At 43.5% G+C, this 18,711-nt stretch carries 14 protein-coding genes, 2 pseudogenes and 1 riboswitch; of the genes and pseudogenes, 11 read left to right on the top strand and 5 right to left on the bottom strand.

Annotation, left to right across the window (positions count from 1 at the left end; genetic code table 11):
• Positions 1-150: 150 nt before the first annotated feature.
• Positions 151-230, top strand: a riboswitch (glycine riboswitch).
• Positions 231-435: 205 nt separating this feature from the next.
• Complete coding sequence (locus tag ACN6MY_RS01610) at positions 436-1,782, top strand: amino acid permease (RefSeq protein WP_419882532.1); 1,347 nt, start codon at positions 436-438, stop codon at positions 1,780-1,782.
• A gap of 264 nt (positions 1,783-2,046) precedes the next feature.
• Positions 2,047-2,892 (top strand): neutral zinc metallopeptidase, encoded by an 846-nt coding sequence (locus tag ACN6MY_RS01605; protein ID WP_419882531.1) that lies wholly within the window; start codon positions 2,047-2,049, stop codon positions 2,890-2,892.
• Between the two features lie 61 nt (positions 2,893-2,953).
• Here ACN6MY_RS01605 and ACN6MY_RS01600 read toward each other — a convergent pair whose 3' ends face one another.
• Both ACN6MY_RS01600 and ACN6MY_RS01595 read right to left on the bottom strand, forming a co-directional pair.
• Positions 2,954-4,129: an MFS transporter gene (locus ACN6MY_RS01600; RefSeq protein WP_419882530.1), complete on the bottom strand. Its 1,176-nt coding sequence runs from the start codon at positions 4,127-4,129 to the stop codon at positions 2,954-2,956.
• Between the two features lie 127 nt (positions 4,130-4,256).
• A complete protein-coding gene (locus ACN6MY_RS01595) occupies positions 4,257-5,015 on the bottom strand; it encodes a TrmB family transcriptional regulator (RefSeq protein ID WP_419882529.1) in 759 nt (252 codons plus the stop codon).
• 193 nt (positions 5,016-5,208) lie between these two features.
• On the opposite strand from ACN6MY_RS01595, the gene ACN6MY_RS01590 reads away from it, so the two are divergent.
• Both ACN6MY_RS01590 and ACN6MY_RS01585 read left to right on the top strand, forming a co-directional pair.
• On the top strand, positions 5,209-5,973 hold the full coding sequence (locus ACN6MY_RS01590; RefSeq protein WP_419882528.1) for an SDR family NAD(P)-dependent oxidoreductase: 765 nt from the start codon (positions 5,209-5,211) through the stop codon (positions 5,971-5,973).
• A 23-nt stretch (positions 5,974-5,996) separates the two neighbouring features.
• Entirely contained in the window at positions 5,997-6,302 is a 306-nt protein-coding gene (locus ACN6MY_RS01585; protein ID WP_419882527.1) for an ArsR/SmtB family transcription factor, read from the top strand.
• Positions 6,303-6,364: 62 nt separating this feature from the next.
• Here ACN6MY_RS01585 and ACN6MY_RS01580 read toward each other — a convergent pair.
• Positions 6,365-6,731, bottom strand: a pseudogene (locus ACN6MY_RS01580) (NAD(P)H-dependent oxidoreductase); the annotation flags it as partial.
• 357 nt (positions 6,732-7,088) lie between these two features.
• Between ACN6MY_RS01580 and htpG the strand changes: the two are divergent.
• Both htpG and nagE read left to right on the top strand, forming a co-directional pair.
• Positions 7,089-8,969, top strand: coding sequence for a molecular chaperone HtpG (htpG, locus tag ACN6MY_RS01575; protein WP_419882526.1), 1,881 nt, complete (start codon positions 7,089-7,091; stop codon positions 8,967-8,969).
• A 508-nt stretch (positions 8,970-9,477) separates the two neighbouring features.
• On the top strand, positions 9,478-10,947 hold the full coding sequence (gene nagE / locus ACN6MY_RS01570) for an N-acetylglucosamine-specific PTS transporter subunit IIBC (RefSeq protein WP_419882525.1): 1,470 nt from the start codon (positions 9,478-9,480) through the stop codon (positions 10,945-10,947).
• A gap of 79 nt (positions 10,948-11,026) precedes the next feature.
• On the opposite strand, the gene ACN6MY_RS01565 is transcribed toward nagE, so the two are convergent.
• Positions 11,027-11,146: a DUF4023 domain-containing protein gene (locus tag ACN6MY_RS01565; RefSeq protein WP_071352694.1), complete on the bottom strand. Its 120-nt coding sequence runs from the start codon at positions 11,144-11,146 to the stop codon at positions 11,027-11,029.
• Positions 11,147-11,333: 187 nt separating this feature from the next.
• Between ACN6MY_RS01565 and ACN6MY_RS01560 the strand changes: the two genes are divergently transcribed.
• The 5 genes and pseudogenes from ACN6MY_RS01560 to pulA all read left to right on the top strand — a co-directional run.
• Positions 11,334-11,960, top strand: coding sequence for a YhbD family protein (locus tag ACN6MY_RS01560; protein WP_419882524.1), 627 nt, complete (start codon positions 11,334-11,336; stop codon positions 11,958-11,960).
• Complete coding sequence (locus tag ACN6MY_RS01555) at positions 11,951-12,694, top strand: hypothetical protein (RefSeq protein ID WP_419882523.1); 744 nt, start codon at positions 11,951-11,953, stop codon at positions 12,692-12,694. The genes ACN6MY_RS01560 and ACN6MY_RS01555 overlap by 10 nt, the downstream gene beginning before the upstream one ends.
• 13 nt (positions 12,695-12,707) lie before the next feature.
• A complete protein-coding gene (locus tag ACN6MY_RS01550) occupies positions 12,708-13,430 on the top strand; it encodes a hypothetical protein (RefSeq protein WP_419882522.1) in 723 nt (240 codons plus the stop codon).
• A 10-nt stretch (positions 13,431-13,440) separates the two neighbouring features.
• The gene (locus ACN6MY_RS01545; RefSeq protein WP_419882521.1) at positions 13,441-15,015 is read left to right on the top strand and encodes an MDR family MFS transporter; all 1,575 of its coding nucleotides are present in this window, start codon (positions 13,441-13,443) and stop codon (positions 15,013-15,015) included.
• 173 nt (positions 15,016-15,188) lie between these two features.
• Positions 15,189-17,078, top strand: a pseudogene (gene pulA / locus ACN6MY_RS01540) (type I pullulanase); the annotation flags it as partial.
• 293 nt (positions 17,079-17,371) lie between these two features.
• On the opposite strand, the gene pepT reads toward pulA, so the two are convergent.
• Positions 17,372-18,610, bottom strand: a complete 1,239-nt coding sequence (pepT, locus tag ACN6MY_RS01535; RefSeq protein ID WP_419882520.1) for a peptidase T — start codon at positions 18,608-18,610, stop codon at positions 17,372-17,374.
• Between the last annotated feature and the right edge of the window lie 101 nt (positions 18,611-18,711).

The following is an 18,711-nucleotide window of genomic DNA, read 5'->3' as shown; positions in this document are numbered from 1 at the left end:
AGGGTTAATTTGCACGGATGGCTATTCTTTGCATGCATTTTCTATTAAATCCAGCTAATTATCCTTGTTCTGTCTGACAAATATTGATAGAATGTGAAATTATAATTAAATAGTTAACAAGCTATGATTGCTGGGGATCAGACTTTAGCAGGAGCAGTTTCTGGAGAGACCGCACATTATTGCGGCGCCGAAGGGTTCACTATCTCAGGCAAAAGAACAGAAGTTTAATAAAGCGTAAATTTTTTATTTTCTTAAAGATAATAAAAAAAACATTTATTATTCTGTGGTATGAGATTGGAGAACTCCAGTCTCTTTTTTTATTGGCATTGCATGGTTGATTTTTGTGCTTTGCTGATTGGAATGGCGTTATAAAGGAGAGCAGCAGGCACGTTTAAAAGAGGTTTTTTTAACTAAATATGAGCGGGGGAATGCAGCATGGAACAGCAGGAGTTAAAGAGAGATCTGAAAAATAGGCATGTACAGCTGATTGCGATTGGCGGCACAATCGGGACCGGTTTATTTCTTGGCTCAGGAAAAGCGATACAATTAGCTGGCCCTTCAATCGTACTGGCCTATCTCATCGTAGGGGTCGCTTTGTTTTTCGTTATGAGGGCACTGGGAGAACTGCTTCTGTCTAATGCCGGATATCAGTCCTTTACGGATTTTGCCGAAGAGTATATTGGCCCGTGGGCTGGCTTTGTGACAGGATGGACCTATTGGTTTTGCTGGATCATGACTGCTATGGCTGACATGATAGCGGTTGGCGTATATGTACAATACTGGTTTCATATTCCGCAGTGGGTTCCTGCTGTCGTCTGTTTAGTCATTTTATTGGGGCTGAATTTGTTGACTGTTAAGCTGTTTGGAGAATTGGAATTTTGGTTTGCCTTAATCAAGGTGATTACCATTCTTGCTTTAATTCTTATCGGGATCGCTTTGCTTATTATTGGGTTCAAAACAGATGCAGGAACGGTTTCCGCGGGAAATCTATGGAATTTTGGAGGGATATTTCCGCATGGGATATCCGGATTCCTGCTTTCCTTTCAGATGGCCGTGTTTGCGTTTGTGGGGGTCGAATTAATTGGTGTTTCTGCAGCAGAAACAGCAGATCCTAAAAAGAATATTCCGTCAGCCATTAACAAAATTCCGCTGAGAATTCTCTTTTTCTATGTGGGAGCATTAATCATCCTTTTATGCATCAATCCGTGGAACCAATTGTCTGCAGACAATAGCCCTTTTGTAAAAACGTTCAGTTTAGTGGGCATTCCCGTTGCCGCGGGAATTATTAATTTCGTGGTATTAACCTCCGCGGCCTCGGCCTTTAACAGCGGATTGTTTTCAACGAGCAGGATTTTATATAATTTAAGCCGGCATAACGCCGGTCCTGCTAAACTGGCTAAATTGAATAAAAACCATGTGCCCAGCCGCGCTCTATATACTTCAGCAGCTGTTCTCTCTGTTGGGGCCATATTGAGCAAGCTTATACCTGGCGAAGCCTTTGGCATTGTGACAACTATTAGTGCCATCTGCTTCATTTGGGTGTGGAGCATCATTTTGATTTCTCATATAAGATACAGCAGAAAACGTCCGGATTTAAGAAAGAAATCAAGCTTTAAAGCACCCTTTACTCCTTTTATTAATTACATTGTTCTACTATTGTTTATTTGCATTTTAATCATCATGCTGTTTGCTGAAGCAACCCGCCTGCCTGTATTGCTGACGCCTTTATGGTTTGTGTTCTTAATTATCGTGTATTTATCTAGAGCAGCTGGCAAAAAGTAACCCGGGGAGATGGCACACTCCCAAAAGAAAAAGCTGAACCAGAAGGAGCTCTCTTCCTAAGGTTCAGCTTTTTGCAGGTTGTAATGAATTTTTTTATGGCGAATTGGCAGGGAATCCTGACGGGCAACGGGCAGGGACAAAGCCTTAAATAAAAGAATTTTCTACGAAAGCTAAATAAACTGGTTAATCGCGGGTATAACACTAAGGGAAGATGAGCAATTTTTTTATTCGTTTATTGTGAATCGTGTAAGAGGAGGAAATATCATGAAATGGAAAGGGAGACGAGAAAGCTCCAACGTTGAGGATAGAAGAGGGATGGGCAGCAAAACGCTTGTTGGAGGCGGGATTGGCGGAATTGTCATTTTGCTTCTTGTGACCTTGCTTGGGGGGAATCCAAGTGATCTTTTAAATAGCATGATGAATGCTCCAGAATCCGGGACAAATGCACCGTATGAGGAAAGTGCACAGGAGAAGGAGCTTTCACAGTTCGTATCTGTTGTTCTTGCAGATACAGAGGATGTCTGGACAGATGTATTCAAGAAAGAAGGCCTTACCTATAAAAAGCCAACACTTGTGCTGTATTCCGGCAGTGTTGATTCTGCTTGCGGTACAGCCGGATCAGCGGTAGGACCTTTTTATTGTCCGGGTGATCAGAAGCTGTATATTGATCTCAGTTTTTATGAGGAATTGAAGCAGAAGTTCAAGGCTCCCGGTGATTTTGCCATGGCATATGTAATTGCCCACGAGGTGGGGCATCATGTCCAGACCCTGCTCGGAACAACAGAAAAGGAAATGCCGAATAGGCAGCAGGTCAGCCAAAACGAGTATAATAAATATTCAGTTCGGCTTGAATTGCAGGCAGATTACCTGGCCGGTGTCTGGGCCAGCCATGCAAAGGATATGAATTTGCTGGAAAAGGGCGATCTTGAAGAAGCTTTAAACGCAGCGAATGCGGTCGGTGATGATAATATTCAAAAAAAGGCTCAAGGCTATGCGGTGCCGGAGAGCTTTACACACGGAACATCCGAACAAAGGAAGCGCTGGTTTAATAAAGGCTTCCAATCTGGCACGATAGAAGGCGGAGATACGTTTTCTGCTAAAAATCTGTGACACATGAAAAAAGCTGTCCCGAAAAGGCTGAAATGAGACCTTTTTAGGACAGCTTTTTTTATTATGAGTGAATATACTTTTCGGCATTTTGAGATTCACTATGCCGTGTAACGGAGAAGATGGAACATAGCAAAGCGATCAATACGAAAACGGCACCGACCCAGGCATTATATATAATCGAGGTATGTTCAATGACAATGCCTCCAATGAAGGATCCCAGCGCAATGCCGAGATGGCTGGCGGTCGTGTTCAAGCTTAACAGGATGTCTGAATTATGCGGTGCCATTTGGATAATAAAATTGTTTTGGGCAGGCGAAATTGCCCAGCTCAAAGCGCTCCATAAGATAATAACTGCGGTGAACAGATATATGGGCCACTCGACACTAAACGGAATCAAGAGCATCATCACGAAGAATAAAGTAATAATGGTTAAAATGGATTTCTTTGAACCCCACTTATCAGAGCTGAAGCCCCCGATTCCGCCTCCCGCAACAGCCGCAATTCCAAAGACAAGATACATAGCTGTGACCATTGCGGTATTCAGATGCAGGGCGGTGCGCAAGAATGGAGTTAAATAGGCATATAAAGTCAGGTGTCCGGCTAATAAAAACCCTGATGAAAGCTGGGTAGCGACAATTTTAGCTTCTTTTAATGAACGAAGCTGCACGCGCAGGGAGATGACTGGAGGCGGTGCGGCCTTTTCAAGCATGACCTGAACACCAATCATGATGACAGCAGTCAGCACGGCAATAAGAATGAAAACCGCACGCCAGCCATAGGCATTACCCACTAAAATGCCAATCGGTATTCCTAAAACCAGGGAAGCGCTGATTCCCATGAAAATAGTGCCGATTGCCCGCCCTTTGAATTCCGGTGCCACCATGCGGGATGCCATTGTGGTCGAAAGGACAACTAAAAAGGACCCGCTCATGGCAGCGACAATCCGCCCTGTAAAGAGCATTCCGTAATTGACGCTAAAGGCAGACAAAATGTTGCTGAGAAAAAAGGCAAATAAAGTCCATAAATATGTTTTCTTCCGCTCAAACCTAGCTGTTGCATTCAAAAGAATAGGGGCGGATAGAGCAAAGAAGACAGAATATATCGTAATAAGATTGCCCGCTGTACTTACAGAAATCCCTAGGTCCTTTGAAATGATATCTAAAATCCCGCCGATAATGAGCTCCACGGTTCCAATTACGAAGCACGAAACGGCAAGAATATAAATTTTTGGATTCACATTATATCCTCCTTTTGAAAAGTTACTACAGGAATAGTAACCTTTTTCAAAAAGAATAACAAGTGGAAAATAAAAAAGAAGCAAAATGCTCTAAAGAAGAACATTTTTGCTTCTTGATTTTACCTTCTTAGTAGCGCAAACGAGTCAAAAGTTTCTTTGTCACTTCGTCATGGACAAGCTGATCATGGAAACGCTCGGTAATGGTTGTAAGAGCTGCATCATGATAAAAGAAATCTGTAAAAAACTTAACAAAAGGCTGGCTCATGGTTTTGATGGCTTTCCATTGATCATGTTCGATACCAGCAAAGACGGCATCCTGCTGATCAATTACAAGCAGGTGGGATTTCTCCAGCCGCTCATGCTCATCTAATGGCACAAGCGTATGAACACGGGATAATGAGGTTTCAATATTCCCGATGGTGAGAATTTCGACCTCGAGACCTTCTCGTTCCTTCTGCTCCAGGATAGGGAGATAAGGAACCAGATTTTCACTCCAGGATGACATGAGAATAGAGGTATGTGCCTGCTGGAGCATCGTTTCAATTTGAGCGAAAATTGTAGAGCGGGCTTTTAAGCTCCAAACACGGTCATCTGTATAAGAACGCTGGATTTTCTTCTGCTTTAGCGATTCAACACTTTGTTCAAACTCATAGGTTAATTTTTTTATTACTGCTTCAAGCGGGACAGCGTAGTACAGCTTCTTCTTTTCAGAAACGGTATTCATGATCAGTCCTTTATCAATCATTCGATTCAGCACTTCATATACCTTAGCCTTTGGCACCTGTGAATGTGTGACAATGGCGGTTGCATCCATAGATTCCTGACTCGACAAAAGAGTTTCATATACTTGGCTTTCATATTGGGAATAGCCGAATTTCTGTAACATATTGCCCTCCTGACCAAAAATGGGACCTTTTTCTATCATCTAAGTATTATACTATCAGAATTCAGAAACAAGAAATATCTGCAGATGAAGGCAGCGTGAAAAGGAACCAGGTTGACTTAAAAGGATATTTCACTTATTATATGTTTAAACGTTTGAACATACGAACTAATATAAATAGATGGAGGGATTTAATATGACGAAAACAGCACTTATTACAGGGGCAACAAGCGGTTTGGGCTATGACTTTGTACAATTGTTTGCAAAAGATGGATATAATCTTGTGTTAGTCGCAAGAAACAGCCAAAGGCTTCAGGAAATCAAAAAATCCCTTCCTAAAATAGAAGTGACGGTCATTGCTAAAGATTTAAGTGTGCCCGGTGCGGCAAAAGAGGTATTTGAGGAAACGGAAAGGAAGGGAATTGCGATTGATGTTTTGGTCAATAATGCGGGATTTGGCTTGATGGGCAAGTTCGATGAACTCGATATCCAAAAGCAAATGAACATGATTTCATTAAATATCGCGGCACTGACAGAACTGACACATTACGCATTATCCGGAATGAAGCTGCGGGAAAGCGGCCGAATCCTGAATGTAGCCAGCACAGCTGCCTTCCAGCCGGGGCCGCTGATGGCTGTGTATTATGCGTCAAAGGCTTTTGTGCTTTCTTTTTCAGAAGCACTTTCTGAGGAGCTGGCCGGAAGCCGTGTCACTGTAACAGCCCTCTGTCCGGGTGCAACGAGCACCAACTTCGGGGCTGTTGCAAATGTTGAGGGCACAAAAATGTTCAGCAGGGCAATGGCTTCAGATGACGTGGCTAAAAAAGGATATGCTGCCCTGATGAAAGGAAAACGCGTCATTGTGACTGGCGGATTAAATAAGGCGGGTGCCATTGGCGCTAAATTTATGCCCAGAAGCATGGCAGCAAAAGTCGCCAAGTATGTTGCGGGTGAAAAGTAAGGAAATGAAAGGTGGAGGAAAGTATGGAAACCAAAGCTATTGATGTATTCCGGGCATGTATACCGCTATTTAATGCACTGAGCGACCCGGCAAGGCAGGATATCATCCTTTTGCTGGCAGAGAGGGAGCGCTTAAGCGTAAATGAAATTGCTGAGCAGTCCAATTTATCAAGGCCGGCCATTTCCCATCATTTAAAAATCATGCGGGACAATCATCTTGTTGAAATTGAGCAAAAAGGCACACAGCGATGCTACTCGCTTTCTTTAGACCAAAGCGTGGCACAGCTGAAGCAGCTGATCAGCGTGGTTGAGAGCGAGTGCCTTCTGTAACTAGGCTGATTAAAGGATGTAAAGAAAGGATGAACGGTACCGTTCATCCTCTTGTTTGTTTATTAATAAGCAGCTTGAAGATGCTGTGCCAATTTTTCAGCACTTTCCTGAATTTGTTCATGAGTCAATAGCCGCACACCCTGTGTAAAGAAGGGAGGCAGCATTTTCATGCCTGTGAGGTTGGCTGTCGCCTGAAATGGCTTTGTTAATCATCCATGGTGAATTGATTATACCCTCCTGCTTTATAGGCCTCTTCTGGTCCGCCGGTAGAAATGGCGAGAATTAACTCTTTTCCATGCAATTTGGTTCCTTCTGAGCCGTAAGCCCATCCGTAAGGAGCACAGCATCCTGCCACTCCTTCAGCAGAGAAGGGCTGCTGTACCAGTAAAATGGAAACTGAAAGACGACTCTATCGTGCTGCAGAAGCATTATATAATAAAACATCTACTTTCCCATATGCCAGTACCACAGCGGGCAAAGCTGGACAGGAAAACAGTCATTTCGACGGCTTCCGGATTTAATCAAGAGTATCCATGCTAAACATTTCTTTGGAAGAAACTGCAGACGCGCTAATTTGCCTTTCAGAACGCTTGTTAAAGGAAAAATTGTCGTCAAAATCAAATAAACCTTTTAAGAGGCATTCAGCTGTCCTTTTGCTTTAGATAAGCCGAAAGTAATTTCTAAATATTGACACATTCCGGCAGATATGATATTTAATTAGTGAAATAGGTACTGATTAACTGGCTGGTCCATTCTGCCAGAAGGTTTTGAGAGGGGAAAGAGAAAATGGAAAAAAAGCAATTTAAAGCAGAATCTAAAAGATTGTTAGAAATGATGATCAACTCCATCTATTCAAAACGGGAAGTTTTCTTGAGAGAACTGATTTCAAATGCCAGCGATGCTATCGACAAAATCTATTATAAATCATTAACAGATGATTCCTTAAGCTTCGACCCAGACAGCTATTACATAAAAGTTGCAGCAGATAAGGAAAGCCGCACACTGAAAATTGCGGATTCGGGCATCGGCATGACAAGGGAAGAGCTTGAGAACAATCTGGGGATTATTGCGAAAAGCGGCTCTTTGGCTTTTAAAAGCGAGAATGAACTGAAAGATGGCCATGATATTATCGGCCAGTTCGGAGTCGGGTTTTATGCAGCCTTTATGGTAGCTGATGTAGTTACCGTAATCAGCAGGACCATAGGCAGTGATGAGGCTTATAAGTGGGAATCCACTGGCTCTGACGGCTATACGATTGAGACCTGCACAAAGGACTCTGTGGGTACAGAAATCATTTTAAATATAAAACAAAATACAGAAGACGAAAACTATGATGAATACCTGGACGAGTACAGATTAAAAGAAATCATTAAAAAATACTCTGACTTCATCCGTTATCCTATCAAAATGGACCTAACAGAAAGCAAGCCGAAAGATGGCAGCGAAAATGAATATGAACAAGTTCTGGTGGAGCAGATCATCAACAGCATGGTACCTATTTGGAAAAAGAATAAAAGTGAGCTTACATCTGAGGATTACGAGAAATTTTATTCTGAAAAGCACTATGGCTTCGACAAGCCGCTCAAGCATATTCATATCAATGTGGACGGATCGATCCGATATAATGCCATTTTATTCATCCCGGAAAAAACGCCTTATGACTATTACACAAAGGAATATGAAAAAGGGCTCGAGCTGTATTCCAATGGCGTCCTGATCATGAGCAAATGCAGTGATCTTCTGCCTGATTATTTCAGCTTTGTGAAGGGGATGGCTGATTCAGAGGACTTATCTCTGAATATTTCAAGGGAAATGCTGCAGCATGACCGGCAGCTGAAGCTGATAGCTAAGAATATCTCAAAGAAAATCAAGAGCGAGCTGCAAGGCATGCTGAAAAATGAAAGAGAAAAGTATGAAGAGTTTTATCACTCATTTGGCAGACAGCTGAAATTCGGCATGTACAGTGATTATGGAAGCCACAAAGAAGTATTGCAGGACCTGGTGATGTTTTACTCATCTTCTCAAAAAAAGCTGGTCACACTGGATGAATATGTATCGCGGATGCCTGAAAACCAAAAGTATATCTATTATGCTTCCGGGGAATCTGTTGAAAGAATTGAAAAGCTGCCGCAGACCGAGATGGTATCTGAAAAAGGGTACGAAATCCTGTACTTCACAGATGATATCGATGAATTCGCAATCCGCATGCTGATGAGCTATAAAGATAAAGAATTCAAGTCTGTATCAAGCGGGGACCTTGGTATTGAAGAGGAAGAAAATCAAAACGTTGACGGCTCAAAGGAAAATGAAAACAAAGATCTTTTTGATAGTATGAAAAACATCTTATCCGGAAAAGTGAAGGATGTCAGGGTATCCAAACGATTAAAGTCACACCCTGTATGCCTGGCTGCTGATGGTGACTTGACCATTGAAATGGAAAAGATCTTAAATGCCATGCCGGATAGCCAAAATGTCAAAGCTGACAAAATTTTAGAAATCAACATCCATCATGAAGTATTTGCTTCCTTGAAGAACGCCTTTGAGTCTGATCAGGAAAAACTGGGCTTATACACCAATCTGCTGTATAATCAGGCCCTTCTGATTGAAGGACTTCCGATTCAGGATCCGGTGGAATTCACGAATGAAATCTGCAAAATCATGGTCTGAATACTGCAAAAAAAAATGCGCGGGATTATCCTGCGCTTTTTTTGCAGTATTTTTTTAAGAGGCTATTTTCGAAAACTTTTTGCTATGAAACAAGGTAGTTGATTTCCGCTCCAGGATGCTCGCTTTCCGCGGAGCGGGCGGTGAGCATCCTCAGCTGTGCCTGCGGGGTCTCGCCTGGCCCGCCAATCCCGCAGGAGTCTCGGCTATGTTAATGTACATGATTAATTGGATTGAAAGATGCTTGGCTCCTCGGGATTAGCGCTATCGACGGGGAGGACCGGCGAATGCCGCTCCCGGAGTCTTGCGTCTGGAGGGGAAATCAACAGGCAAGTTTAACAGAGTTTTAAATATAAAAATTAGAATATTCAGCATATTTTTCCAATCAGACTTGATATAATATTAATGTATAAGCCTTCATAACTTTTTCTTTTCATTCTGCTGTTAAAAGGGGGGAAGATTACATTTTCTTCATCATACGGTTATTAAAACATGAGGGGAGTTTTTTCAGATGATGAAATATCTTCAAAGGATGGGCCGTTCCTTAATGCTGCCGGTTGCTGTATTGCCGGCAGCAGCAATATTGATGGGAATCGGGTATTGGATTGACCCTGATCCTTCAGGATGGGGTTCGGGAAATGAAGTAGCTGCTTTTTTGATTAAAGCAGGATCTGCCATTCTTGATCATATTGCTATTTTGTTTGCGGTAGGTTTGGCTCTTGGCATGTCAAAGGACAAAGATGGATCGGCTGCATTGAGCGGGCTTGTGGCCTATCTGGTGATTACCACTTTGCTCTCGAGCAGTTCAGTAGCTATGCTGCAGGGTGTGGACGTAGCAAAGGTCAACGCGGCTTTTATTACAATCGAAAACCCTTTTATCGGGATTATTTCAGGAATTGTTGCTTCGATCATGTATAACCGGTTCAGCCATGTGAAATTAGTAGATTTCCTGGCCTTTTTCAGCGGAAAGCGCCTTGTCCCGATTATGTCAGCCGTTGCGATGCTGTTTGTATCGCTGGTGCTGTTATTTGTATGGCCTGTTGTTTATACATGGCTGGTTACATTCGGCACATCGATTTCGAAGCTTGGTTTTGCGGGCGCCGGGCTTTATGGATTTTTCAACCGGCTGCTGATTCCTACCGGTCTGCATCATGCGCTCAACTCCGTATTTTGGTTTAATGTAGCAGGCATTGATGATATCGGAAAGTTTTGGTCAGGAAAGGGAACGAAGGGTGTAACAGGCATGTATCAGGCAGGATTCTTCCCTGTCATGATGTTCGGTTTGCCTGCGGCAGCCCTTGCCATGTATCACACAGCTAAAACAAAAAAGAAGAAACAGGTTGCTTCACTGATGCTTGCTGCAGGGTTCGCTTCCTTCTTTACAGGCGTAACGGAGCCCATGGAATTTGTCTTTATGTTTACTGCGCCGCTCCTTTATCTTGTTCATGCAGTTCTAACAGGCCTGTCACTGGCCATAGCGGCATGGTTCCACTGGACGGCTGGCTTCAGCTTTAGTGCAGGTTTAATTGATTTTGTCCTGAGCTCAAAGCTGCCGCTGGCAAATGCCCCTTATATGCTGCTGGTACAAGGGCTTGTCTTTGCGGTCCTGTATTATTCAATCTTCCGCTTTTTGATTACCAAATTCAATCTGATGACTCCAGGCAGAGAAGAAACGGACGATTTGGATGGAGCCAGTGCCGAGGCGGCTTCCGCAGCAAGCACAGCAAAGGAAGATAAATTCACTGCAATGGCAGCTGTTATTTATGACGGATTAGGCGGAGATGCAAATGTAACATCCGTAGACAATTGCGTCACACGCCTAAGAGTCGAGGTAAAAGATATGTTTGCGGTTGATCAGCAGAAAATCAGGTCAACAGGCATACCGGGCATCAACATAGTCGGTACCAATAGCATTCAAGTCATCATTGGACCATCCGTCCAATTTGTGGCGGACGAAATCGAGAAAATCCGTAAATTATAAGAACAAACCTAAAAGCCGTGATTTTAAAAATCACGGCTTTTAGGTTTGTCATATTTCAAGACGAGCGCGCTCAATTCCCTCAGTGCTGCTTGTTTGGAAGTTTTTTAGTAGGCTTTCCTTTTCCCTGACGTTTGCGGTTCGCCTCATCCTTTTCCTGTTTGTCATGCAGCTTTTCAACGAATTCACCAGTATTATCCACCTGTTATCCCTCCATCTTCTATCCGATTTGTTTATAAATTCACCCATTGACCCGCAGAACATGCAAGCCTATTTCATAGGATGCTTCCAGGCGATTCCCTGTATTACAATAAAAAAACAAAAAAATATTTGATTAACGTAACAGTGTTATGTTACATTAAAAAATATAAAAGGGAGTGTCGGCAAATATGAATGAAGACTTGATATCCAAAAAGGAATTGCTGGAGATTAGCGGCATTTCATATGGACAGTTGTATAGATGGAAGAGAAAAGACCTGATACCTGAGGACTGGTTTATAAGAAAATCCACCTTTACCGGGCAGGAAACCTTTTTTCCGAAGTCACGTATCCTTGAACGCATAGAAAGAATTCAAACGATGAAAGAAAATTTATCTCTTGATGAATTAGCAGATATGTTTGCGCCAGGCAGCGGAAAGCTACTGAATAAGGAAGAAATAATAAGGAGGGGAGTGGCCTCTGAATATACGGTCCAGTTTTATTTAGAGCATACTGGATTTAAGGAAAACTCCTTTCAATTTGACAACATGCTTGTTCTATATATCCTTGAAAAACTGCTTAAATCAGGGGATATAAGCCTTGATGAAGGAAAAATGGTGCTTCATCTTCTGCATGAGCAGTATGAGTTATCGGGGAAAAATAAAGAATTGTCTTTGCTGGTCATCAGGAAGTTTGGTATATCATCATGTTTGCTCGTTTCAAAATCAGAGGATGTTTATTTCGAAAAGGATACAAAAATCATTTCAGCGATTGATTTTTCTAAATGCTCTGAGGAGCTAAAAATTAAATGGGTATGACGGAGGGGATTACGGTGGAGCTTGCAGAAAAAGGGATCCTTGAAATAAACGGATTTGGTTCCTCAAATGGAGGCGTGTTTAGAAGCGTTCATGTAAATGGTAGAGGCACTGTGAACGGAGATATCGATTGCGGATATCTGGAGTGCAATGGCTCGGGAACCTTCAAGGGTAACATTGTTTCAAAGAAAACGCGTGTAAGCGGTCATAGCACGATGCACGGAGAAATTTCAGGGAATGAGCTGAAGGCAGAAGGAAATGCGAAAATAAAAAAGAATGTACAAGTAGAGATCCTGAAGGTTTCAGGCAATGGAACATTCGGCGCGAATGTCAGGGCGGACAGCATCATGATTGAAGGGAGGGCAGCCATAGCAGGGAACTGTGACGCAGAAGATTTCCTTGTGCAGGGCAATGTGAAAATCCAGGGGCAATTAAATGCAGAGAAGATTGTCATCGAGCCTTTCGGGCATTGCCAAATTGCTGAAATCGGCGGCCAAAGCATTTCTGTCAAATACCATCATCATTTTTTCCTTCAATGGTTAAACCCTTTTTTTGATCATATTTTGACTGCGGATATTATAGAAGGTGATGACATTACACTTGAAAGCACGAAAGCCCGGATTGTCCGCGGCAGAAATGTGAAGATCGGAAAAGGCTGCGAAATAGGCCTTGTTGAATATTCGGGTGTTTTTGAACAGGAAGAAGCTTCGCAAGTGAAAGAGTCCCGAAAAGTTTAAAAAAGGAGACAGGATGATGGAGACAGGAATAAGCAATTTAACCATTAATGGATCTGGTTCTTATGGGGGCGGATTATACCGCAAAGTGAAGGTGAACGGAGAGGCTTCCGTTACAGACCATCTCGAATGCCAGGCTTTCACAATCATGGGTAGGAGCAAAGTTGAAGGAAATACAAAGGCGGAAACTCTGTCTGTATATGGGGAAGCTGAACTGAATGGGGATTTAAAAGCCGAAAAAGTGAAGATTTACGGTTCTTGCCTGATTCAGGGAGATGCAGTGATCAAAGAAAGTAAAGTGCGCGGTTCACTTGATATTAATGGCTCATATCAGGGGGAACAGGTTGAAGTAAAAGGAGGTCTTACTGTAAGAGGAGATGTTGAAGCGGAAGTTTTCAGCTCGCAGGGCCAATTCCAAATAGACGGATTGCTCAATGCTGAAGAAGTAAATGTGTCATTAAGATATGATCACAGTTTTGCAGGGGAAATTGGCGGAAAAAGGATTAGCATACGTGCCAAAGGAGGTCTTGGCGAAATGTTTCAGCTGAAAAAATCCATGCTGCAGATGAAGACTTCAGTTATTGAAGGGGATGAAATTTACCTTGAATGCACGACAGCCGAAGTCGTCCGCGGTAGAAATATTGAAATTGGGCCAGGCTGTGAGATTAATATTATCGAGCATCAAGGAATATATAAGAAGTCTAAAGATTCTATTGTTCATGAAGAACGGAAAAGCTGAGGAGGATCACATGGAACAAACTAACGCTAAATTAAAGCTGATAGTGACGGGCTTGTTGCTGGCCATTCTAATGGCTTCAATGGATAATACCATCGTCGTTACGGCTATGGGGACCATTGTCGGCGACTTGAAAGGGCTGGACAGCTTCGTATGGGTCATTTCTGCATATATGGTGGCTGAAATGGCAGGAATGCCGATTTTCGGTAAATTGTCGGATATGTACGGCAGGAAAATTTTCTTCTTGATGGGGATGATTTTATTCCTTGCTGGTTCTGCATTATGCGGAATCGCAACAGATATTACACAGTTAAGTATTTTCCGGGCTATACAGGGAGTCGGAGGCGGTGCCTTGATACCTATAGCATTCACGATTGTTTTTGATATTTTTCCGCCAGAGAAACGCGGCAAGATGGGCGGGCTGTTTGGGGCGGTTTTCGGGCTGTCCAGTATATTCGGTCCTCTCCTTGGGGCATACATTACAGACAATCTCAGCTGGCATTGGGTCTTTTATATTAATCTTCCGCTTGGCATCATTGGATTTATTTTAATTGCCTTATTTTATAAAGAATCAAGCGTCCATAGCAAGCAAAAAATCGACTGGCTCGGGGCCATTGCATTGGTTGGTGCAGTTGTCTGTCTTATGTTCGCGTTAGAGCTTGGCGGCAAAAAATATGATTGGGATTCCACTGAAATCAGAAGCTTATTTTCAGGCTTTCTTTTATTGATCATTGCTTTTATTTTTATTGAAAGAAACGCCGCCGAACCGATTATTTCATTTAAAATGTTCAAAAATCGTTTATATGCAGGGAGCACCATTGTTGGAATGTTTTACGGAGCTGCATTCATGGGTGCCACTACATATATCCCGATTTTCATTCAGGGTGTGCACGGGGGGTCTGCAACAAATTCCGGTCTTCTGCTTCTGCCGATGATGCTCAGTTCAACGGTAACTGCACAAGTTGGGGGAATATTGGCTGCCCGGATGAGCTACCGGAATGTGATGTTCATTTCTTCTGTCATTACAATAGCAGGTATCATCCTGCTTGGCACCCTGACACCTGATACCAGCAGGCTTGTAATCACGTTATATATGATTGTGGTTGGGCTTGGAGTCGGTTTTTCATTCTCCGTGCTCGGCATGTCAGCCATCCATGGCTTTGGAATGGAGCAGCGCGGCCAGGCTTCTTCAACAAGCAACTTCCTCCGCTCGCTTGGCATGACAGTTGGTGTCACCGTGTACGGAACGATCCAGAACAATGAGTTCAAGGACCTTTTAAAGGAGGGATTTAAGAAGCTTGGAGCAGGTGCAGGAAATGCTGCCGCTCCCGGCTTCAAGTCCGCTGACCCGAATGGGCTATTGTCTGAACATGCACGCAGCATGATGCCGCCGCAGGTTCTGCATAATATTATCGATGCCCTGTCAAGCTCGATTGTCCATACCTTCCTCTGGGCGCTCGTGCCAGCCGGAATGGCCTTTCTGTTCATTTTCTTAATGGGGAATGAGCGCCTGGTTATAAACAGGCAGCAAGGTGCTAAGGGAGATGCAAAAACAGCTCTGATACCGGCCTCAGACAAAGGCGTATAATGGCATGGAACAAGGTACAGTACTTTTTATAGCTACTGTGCCTTTCCTTTTCTCACGAAGTTTTACTTCTGTGTTTTAACAGGCATGAAATGTGGAATTAATTTACTCTAAGGCATCTTAAAGATGGAGGGGTATTTTTGAAAGATATAGAATACAGAAACGAAGCAGGGCATTTAAGCGCTGATGAATTGGATAAGAATTTTTATTATGAAGGAAGCGATCTGGGCTGCCGGTATGATGCTGATAAGACACAATTCCGGGTGTGGTCGCCGGCGGCATCCGAGGCAATGCTTGTGACATATGGAACTGGGGATGATTCTAATAAAAAGGAAATCCCGATGATGCGTTCAGAAAAAGGAACATGGACAGCGGAATTAGCCGGTAATCAGGACGGCTTGCTATATACGTATAAAGTCAATATGGAAGGAAAGTGGAATGAAGCGGTCGATCCGTATGCCCGTGCCGTCACGGTCAATGGGACCAGGGGGGCAGTTGTTGACCTGCAAAGCACGAATCCGGAAAATTGGAATGATAAAAAGCCGCTGCTGGCCGGTCCGGAAGATGCAATTATCTATGAGATGCATATTCGCGATTTATCCATCCATCCTCAGAGCGGCATAAAGCATAAGGGAAAATACCTTGGAGCAGCTGAACCTGGGACCAGGGGGCCAGACGGCGTGAAAACCGGTCTCAGCCATATTGTGGATTTAGGTGTGACCCATGTCCAGATCCTGCCGTTTTTCGATTATGCGACGGTAGATGAAACCCAATTGCAGGAACCCTCCTATAACTGGGGATATGATCCCGAAAATTACAATGCACCTGAAGGCTCATATGCAACTGACCCGTTTGACCCGAAAACCAGGATACGCGAACTGAAAACAATGATTGGGGCCCTGCACGAGACGGGGCTGAGGGTCATTATGGATGTGGTGTATAACCATGTCTATTCTGCCGCTGAATCCCACTTCAGCCGGCTGGTGCCAGGCTACTATTTCCGGACAGGTGAAGACGGGACCCTTTCGAATGGAACGGGTGTCGGAAATGATACAGCTTCAGAGCGGAAAATGATGCGTAAGTTTATCGTCGACTCTGTTGTATATTGGGCCAGGGAATACCATCTCGACGGGTTTCGATTTGACTTAATGGGCATCCATGATGTAGAGACAATGAATGAGGTGCGCCGTGCTCTTAGCCGGATTGATCCCTCCATCATCATTCTTGGTGAGGGATGGGATCTCAATACCCCGCTGCCCCCTGACAAAAAGGCCAACCAGAAAAATGCGGCGTCCATGCCAGGGATTGCCCATTTTAATGATCATATCCGGGATGCTATCAAAGGAAGCGCATTAGAAGATAGTGACCAGGGCTTTATCAACGGCAAAAAACACCTGGAGGAAGAGATAAAAAAAGGAATTGCAGGAGGATTGGGCTATGACTCCTCGCTTGCTTCCTTTCAGTCTCCGCAGCAGGTGGTTGTGTATGCAGAAGCCCATGACAATCATACGTTATGGGATAAGCTTGAGATTGCAAGTCCAGAGTCCTCTGAGGAAGACAGGAAAAAAATGCATAAGCTCGCTTCTTCCATCGTTCTCACTGCACAGGGCATTCCGCTTATTCATGCAGGCCAGGAATTCATGCGGACAAAAGGCGGGGAGCATGACAGCTATAAATCACCAGATTCCGTGAATGAGCTGGATTGGAATCGACGTGCTGCATTTAATGAAGAAGTAGAATATATGAAAGGGCTAATTGAAATAAGGAAGGCATATCCTGCATTCCGGCTGAGTTCTTATCAGGAAATTCAAGAACAGCTTACCTTTATGGATGCCCCAGCCCAGTCTGTTGCTTTTATGATTGAAAGTGAAAAAGAGAAGTTCATCGTCATTCATAACGCAAACCAGTATGAAGTGAGTATTGAATTGCCCGGAAATGACAGATGGGCTGTTTTATCTGATGGAAGTAAGTCCGGAACTGTTCCTCTTTCAATGATTACGGGGAAAACAGCATCTGTTCCGGCCATTTGTTCATACGTACTAAAAGCTGAGGAAGTTCCTTCATAAAGCAAGGCGTTTTCGTAAGCTTTGCTGCTATGGAACAAGGGGGCTGATTTCCGCTTCAGGATGCTCGCTTTCCGCGGGGCGGGCGGTGAGCATCCTCTGCTTCGCCTGCGGGGTCTCACCTTACCGCTAATCCCGCAGGAGTCTCGCACCTTTCGCTCCAATCAACCTGACTTGACAATGGGAACGCCTCACATAACAAATTAAAAAACAACAATCTTTAAGAAAAGAGCCTAAAACAAAAAGCTAACCCCCGGGTTAGCTTTTTGTTTGCATAGATACTGTCAGGAGTTTGATCAATGTGCAGCTTTTTGTTCAAATAGCCTGGCAATTTCAACAATCACGCTGACAGCTTTCATCATGCTTTCAACAGCGACAAATTCATATTTTCCGTGGAAATTTTCTCCGCCTGCAAAAATGTTCGGAGTAGGCAGGCCCATGTAGGAAAGCTGGGAGCCATCAGTGCCGCCTCGGATAGGAGATATTTTAGGCTCGATATCAAGATTCTTCATGGCTTCATAGGCGATATCCACAATTTCCTTAACAGGCTCAATTTTTTCCTTCATATTGTAATATTGGTCAGTCAATTCCAATGTGATACTTTCCTGTCCATATTTTTCTTTAAGCTCGCTGACGATTCTTTCAAGATTAGCCTTTTTGTTCTCGAATTCCCGTTTATCAAAATCACGGATAATATAGGAAAGCCTGGTTTGCTCAACATCACCGCTGATGGACAGCAAATGATAAAATCCTTCATAGCCTTCAGTATTTTCCGGCGACTGTTCTGCCGGCAGCATACTTTGCAGCTCCATCGCGATTTTAGCGGAGTTGACCATCTTGCCCTTGGCAGATCCGGGGTGGATGTTGTTTCCCTTTACCGTGATTTTTGCACCCGCTGCATTAAAGCTTTCATATTCAAGCTCTCCCACAGGACCTCCGTCCATTGTATATGCATAATCAGCCTGAAAAGCAGCCACATCAAACTTATGTGGGCCCCTGCCAATTTCTTCGTCCGGAGTGAAGGCGACACGTATTTTGCCATGCTTAATTTCCGGATGCTGGATCAAGTAAGCCATGGCTGTCATAATTTCAGTGACGCCTGCCTTGTCGTCTGCCCCAAGGAGTGTGGTTCCATCTGTCGTGATGAGTGTCTGTCCCTTGTAGTTGGACAGGTTTGGATAGCTTTCAGGTGAAAGAACAATATGTAAATCTTCATTAAGGACAATGTCAGAGCCATCATAGTTTTCGATCAGCTTTGGATTGACATTTGTGCCTGAGAAGTCAGTGGCAGTATCCACGTGGGCCAGGAACCCGATGGTTTCAACCTGTTTGTCTGTATTGGAGGGAAGGGTTGCCATGACATAGCCGTTATCGTCGATTGTTACATCATCCATGCCGATTTCCTTAAGCTCTTGTTTGAGCATGTTTAAAAGTGTCAGCTGTCCTGGGGTAGAAGGGCATGTTTCGCTTTCTTCATTGGATTGTGTGTCGACCTGTACATAAGATGTAAACCTTTTGATTATTTCTTCCTTCATTTTAATCAACTGCCTTTCGAGGTTAATATCTATATCTTATCACGCGAGGAATTTCTTCCATAAGGTTAAGTTTTAAAATTATTTGCTTTTCTTAGCTGTTT

Origin of the sequence: Peribacillus sp. B-H-3 (assembly GCF_048572925.1) — a bacterium.
Lineage (GTDB): Bacteria > Bacillota > Bacilli > Bacillales > DSM-1321 > Peribacillus.
The sequence above is the reverse complement of the archived record's forward strand: the minus strand, read 5'-3'. Positions and strand labels throughout refer to the sequence as shown.